3 protein-coding genes are annotated in these 3417 nt (G+C 72.1%); all 3 read left to right on the top strand.

The features are described from left to right. Positions 1-362: 362 nt before the first annotated feature. The 3 genes from typA to R2N01_RS11225 all read left to right on the top strand — a co-directional run bounded on the left by typA (position 363) and on the right by R2N01_RS11225 (position 3362). Positions 363-2240 (top strand): translational GTPase TypA, encoded by a 1878-nt coding sequence (typA, locus tag R2N01_RS11235; protein ID WP_316671232.1) that lies wholly within the window; start codon positions 363-365, stop codon positions 2238-2240. A 205-nt stretch (positions 2241-2445) separates the two neighbouring features. Beyond that, positions 2446-2844, top strand: coding sequence for an SgcJ/EcaC family oxidoreductase (locus tag R2N01_RS11230; RefSeq protein WP_316671229.1), 399 nt, complete (start codon positions 2446-2448; stop codon positions 2842-2844). Further along, positions 2841-3362, top strand: a complete 522-nt coding sequence (locus R2N01_RS11225) for a flavodoxin (RefSeq protein ID WP_316671228.1) — start codon at positions 2841-2843, stop codon at positions 3360-3362. The genes R2N01_RS11230 and R2N01_RS11225 overlap by 4 nt, the downstream gene beginning before the upstream one ends. Positions 3363-3417: the final 55 nt, after the last annotated feature.

Raw genomic sequence — 3417 nt, 5'->3', positions numbered from 1 at the left:
TGGAGGACGTCGGCACCGCCTGAGGCCCGGGGCATCCCCGGACCCGGTGCCCGGACGGGCCCGGGCGCGATGCGGCCGCCGGGGCCGGCCGGGGACCGGGCCCTCCCCCGCATGAAGGAGCACGGGCATGTGTCGACCCGTCACCTGCAGGATCTGCGGCAGGACCACCTGGGCCGGGTGCGGCGGGCGCACCGCCCGGGTGAAGGCGCAGGTGCCGCCCGAGCGAGCCGGGGAGCGGATCGGGAGCGCCCGGCCCCGCCTCTCGGCGGGAGTAGACTGATCGACTGCGCGTCTGCGCCACCGTGCCGGCGCCCGGCCCGCTGCACGCCCACGGCCGGCCACTACTCGTCAGTTGGAGCTCCATGCCCGTACGCCAGGATCTGCGAAACGTCGCCATCGTCGCCCACGTCGACCACGGCAAGACCACCCTCGTCGACGCCATGCTGTGGCAGTCCGGCGCCTTCCGCGAGGGCTCGGACGTCGAGAACCGCGTCATGGACTCCATGGACCTGGAGCGCGAGAAGGGCATCACCATCCTCGCCAAGAACACGGCCGTCGAGCACACGATGAGCGACGGGCGCGAGTTCACCCTCAACATCATCGACACCCCCGGGCACGCCGACTTCGGCGGCGAGGTCGAGCGAGGCCTTGAGATGGTCGACGGGGTGCTGCTGCTCGTGGACGCCTCCGAGGGCCCGCTCCCCCAGACCCGCTTCGTCCTGCGCAAGGCGCTCGACAAGAAGCTGCCGATCATCCTGGTCATCAACAAGGTCGACCGCCCCGACGCCCGCATCAGCGAGGTCGTCGACGAGACCTACGAGCTGTTCATGGATCTGCTGGACGACGAGGATGCCGCCGGCCTGGACTTCCCGATCGTCTACTGCGCCGCCAAGGCCGGACGCGCCAGCCTCACGGCCCCCGACGACGGCGCCCTGCCGGACTCGGCCGACCTCCAGCCCCTGTTCGACGTCATCGAGGACTCGATCCCGGCCCCCGCCTACACCGAGGGCGCCCCGCTGCAGGCCCACGTCACCAACCTCGACTCCTCCCCCTATCTCGGCCGGCTGGCCCTGTGCCGCATCGCCGAGGGCACGATCAGCCGCGGCCAGACCGTCGCCTGGTGCCGCCGCGACGGCTCGGTGCAGAACGTGCGCCTGTCCGAGCTGCTCATGACCGAGGCCCTCGACCGCGTGAGCGTCGGACAGGCCGGCCCGGGCGACATCATCGCCATCGCCGGCATCGACGAGATCACGATCGGCGAGTCGATCTGCGACCCCCACGACCCGCGCCCGCTGCCCCTCATCCACGTCGACGAGCCCAGTCTGTCGATGACCATCGGCATCAACACCTCGCCGCTGTCGGGTCGCTCCGGCACGCAGCTGACCGCCCGCCTGGTCAAGAACCGCCTCGACGCCGAGCTCGTGGGCAACGTCTCGATCAGGGTGCTGGACACCGAGCGCCCCGACAGCTGGGAGGTGCAGGGCCGCGGCGAGCTGCAGCTGGCCGTCCTCGTCGAGATGATGCGCCGCGAGGGCTTCGAGCTGACCGTCGGCAAACCCGAGGTCGTCACCCGCCGCGACGAGAACGGCACCCTGCTGGAGCCCACCGACCGGCTCACCATCGACGTGCCCGAGGAGTTCCTGGGCGCCGTCACCGAGATGATGGGCACCCGCAAGGGCACCATGGACCGGATGATCAACCACGGCTCGGGCTGGGTGCGAATGGAGTACGTCGTGCCCTCGCGCGGCCTCATCGGCTTCCGCACCGAGTTCCTGACCGCGACCCGCGGCACCGGCATCATGAACCACGTCTCCGAGGGCTGGACGTCCTGGGCCGGCGAGATGCGCAACCGGCCCACCGGCTCGCTGGTGGCCGACCGCCGGGGCGTCGTGTCCAGCTACGCGCTGTTCAACCTGCAGGAGCGCGGCGAGCTGTTCGTCGGCCCCGGCGACGAGGTCTACGAGGGCATGGTCGTCGGCGAGAACTCACGTCCCGACGAGATGGATGTCAACCCCACCAAGGAGAAGCATCTGACCAATGTGCGCTCCTCCACCGGTGACGAGCTCGAGCGCCTCATCCCCCCGCGCCGCATGAGCCTGGAGCAGTCGCTCGAGTTCTGCGCCGCCGACGAGTGCCTCGAGGTCACCCCCGACGCGGTGCGGGTGCGCAAGACGGTCCTGGACGCCCGCGACCGCGCCAAGGTGCGCATCAGGAGCCGCAGCCAGGACGCCGGCGCCTGACCGCCGGCCGGCGCGTCCTGTTCCCCCTGCCCTCTCCCGTCGCGAACACCGCCCTCCTGTCTTCTGTGCGAACACCGCGGGCATGTGCGCGCGTCAGGCGGGAAGCGCGGAGTCCGAGCCGATGAGGGGTGGCGCTCCCCCGGCGCGGGTACCCTGGACGGGGCACGGTCCGCACCGCAGCGGACCGGAACCGTCAGGAGGCCTCATGACCGCGAGTGATGCCGATGCCCGGGCCCGTCGTCGGGCCGTCGTCCAGGAGTACGTCGACGCCATGTCGGCCCAGGACCCCGATGCGGTCGCTGCGCTGTTCGCGCCCGATGGAACGCGAACCGATCCGGTGGGCTCGCCGACGCTGACCGGCCCCGAGCGGATCCGCGCGGCCCTGGCCGAGGTCATGCCCGGGCCCGAGGCCACGGTGACGATGACCTTCGAGGAGCTGCACTTCGCCGGCGACAGCGCGGCCTTCGTCTACGACTACCGCCTGTCCGGCCCGGTCCGCTCGCGCATGCGCGGCATCGACGTCTTCGCCTTCGACGGGCAGGACCGCATCCGTGAGCTGGTCGCCTACTGGTCGGCCGACGACCGGGTCGAGGAGGGCGCATGAACATCCTGATCGCCTATTTCTCCAAGTCGGGGCAGAACTTCGGCAACCCGCACCTGCCGGTCGGTTACACCGGCCTGCTGGCCGGGATGATCAACGAACTGGCCGGCGGCAGGCTCTTCGAGATCGCGCCCGCCGAGCCCTACCCCGATGACCTGGACGCGACGGTCGAACGGGCCCGGGCCGAGGCCGAGCGGGACGACTGCCCCGCTCTCGCGGAGCCGCTGCCCGAGCCGTCCGGCTACGACGCCGTCCTGCTGGGCTACCCGATCTGGAACGGCCGTCCGCCCATGGTGGTGCAGGGCCTGCTGCGCGCCACCGGCCTGGACGGCGTCCGGCTGCTGCCCTTCTGCACCCACGGGGGCTCCGGCTTCGGCGACTCGCTGGCGGTGCTGCGCGGGCTCTGCCCCGGCGCGAGGATCGAGCCGGGCCTGGCCGAGTACGGCACGAGCGTGCTCGAGCGCCCCGAACGGGCGCGGGCAAGGGCGCTGGCCTGGCTGCGGGGCGCCGGCCTGGCCTGAGCCCGCGCCCCGCCCCGGGCGCGGTGTGCCACCAACCCACCAAGCCCCCCCCCCC

The organism is uncultured Propionibacterium sp. (assembly GCF_963539965.1).
In the GTDB taxonomy this organism is placed as follows: domain Bacteria; phylum Actinomycetota; class Actinomycetes; order Propionibacteriales; family Propionibacteriaceae; genus Propionibacterium.
The sequence above is the reverse complement of the archived record's forward strand: the minus strand, read 5'-3'. Positions and strand labels throughout refer to the sequence as shown.

Excerpts from the sequence above, each read along its gene's own strand:
- typA (WP_316671232.1), top strand. The coding sequence starts at position 363 with ATGCCCGTACGCCAGGATCTGCGAAACGTCGCCATCGTCGCCCACGTC.
- R2N01_RS11230 (WP_316671229.1), top strand. The coding sequence starts at position 2,446 with ATGACCGCGAGTGATGCCGATGCCCGGGCCCGTCGTCGGGCCGTCGTC.
- R2N01_RS11225 (WP_316671228.1), top strand. The coding sequence starts at position 2,841 with ATGAACATCCTGATCGCCTATTTCTCCAAGTCGGGGCAGAACTTCGGC.